This is a genomic window from Lysinibacillus mangiferihumi (assembly GCF_003049665.1).
GTDB classification, from domain to species: domain Bacteria; phylum Bacillota; class Bacilli; order Bacillales_A; family Planococcaceae; genus Lysinibacillus; species Lysinibacillus mangiferihumi.
The window spans coordinates 1-973 of the sequence record NZ_PYWM01000105.1; the positions used below are offsets into that span (position 1 = coordinate 1).

Below are 973 nucleotides of genomic sequence, written 5' to 3' on the forward strand. Positions count from 1 at the left end.
TCACTACTTTTGGATACGCTTTTTGCCACTTCGAACAGAAGGAATCCAGCGCATCTTGGCCAGCTTCTTTGTGTTCAGCTTGATAGATTGTCTTGAAATCCTCGCACACTTCTGAGCGATCTTCCACTCGAACTTTATGTGATAGATTTCGTGTTACATGAACGAGACACGTTTGGTACTGTGCTTTTGGAAAGACCGTAGAAATAGCATCTACTATACTTTTTAAGCCATCAGACATAAACAGAAGCACTTCTTCGATACCGCGTTCTTGGAGTTCAGTGAGAAGTTTCTGCCAGTTGTACGCAGATTCGGTTGGCGCAATCGTGTAAGCCAGCACTTAGTTGGATTTAAGCCTACTAAATATGAAGATAGATTATTCTTAAAGGAGCTTTTAGGCCCTTTTGCTAAAAAAGGTGGGGTTTATTTCTTCCCAGAAGGAAATAGAATGTATGTTGGGAAGGCAAAAAATCTTTATAAGAGGTTGTATCAACATCTAAACAAAGAAAAACTAGAACCAGCTGTTTTAGATAAAGTTGGCTTTATTCATGATCTGAATGCCTTAACCGATAAAGATTTATTTAAATTAGAAGATGATTTAATAGAGAAATATAAAATGAATAAATTTAATCCTGATAAAATAGAATTATCTAATAAGATTAACAGTCCTGGAAAGAACATTAAAAAAGGTACTAGATGTAAACCTTAAGGGGGAAATTTAATGTATGATGTAGTCACTGTAAAAACAAATTTTAAAAATTATAATGTGTTTATCCAAGAATCTAAATTCATTGATAAAGAAGTAATAAATTTTTTGAAGGATAACAACATTAATGGAATCTCTTTAGGGATGGATGAAAAGATTTTACCAAATGTAGATTTCTTAAGTGAATTAACTCAATTAGAATACTTAAATTTAGGTAGAAAAAGTTATGAGAATTTGAATGGTATCGAAAAGCTAGTCAACTTAGAATAT

Annotated in this window: 2 protein-coding genes and 1 pseudogene; 2 read left to right on the forward strand and 1 reads right to left on the reverse strand. The window is 32.8% G+C overall.

What is annotated here, in order from left to right:
- Nucleotides 1-337, reverse strand: a pseudogene (locus tag C9J37_RS27740) (transposase); the annotation flags it as partial.
- On the opposite strand from C9J37_RS27740, the gene C9J37_RS29515 reads away from it, so the two are divergent.
- Entirely contained in the window at nucleotides 269-706 is a 438-nt protein-coding gene (locus C9J37_RS29515; protein ID WP_268808058.1) for a GIY-YIG nuclease family protein, read from the forward strand. The pseudogene C9J37_RS27740 and the gene C9J37_RS29515 overlap by 69 nt on opposite strands.
- 12 nt (nucleotides 707-718) lie before the next feature.
- The coding region (locus C9J37_RS27750) for a hypothetical protein (protein WP_201262227.1) at nucleotides 719-973 on the forward strand (255 nt) is incomplete at its 3' end.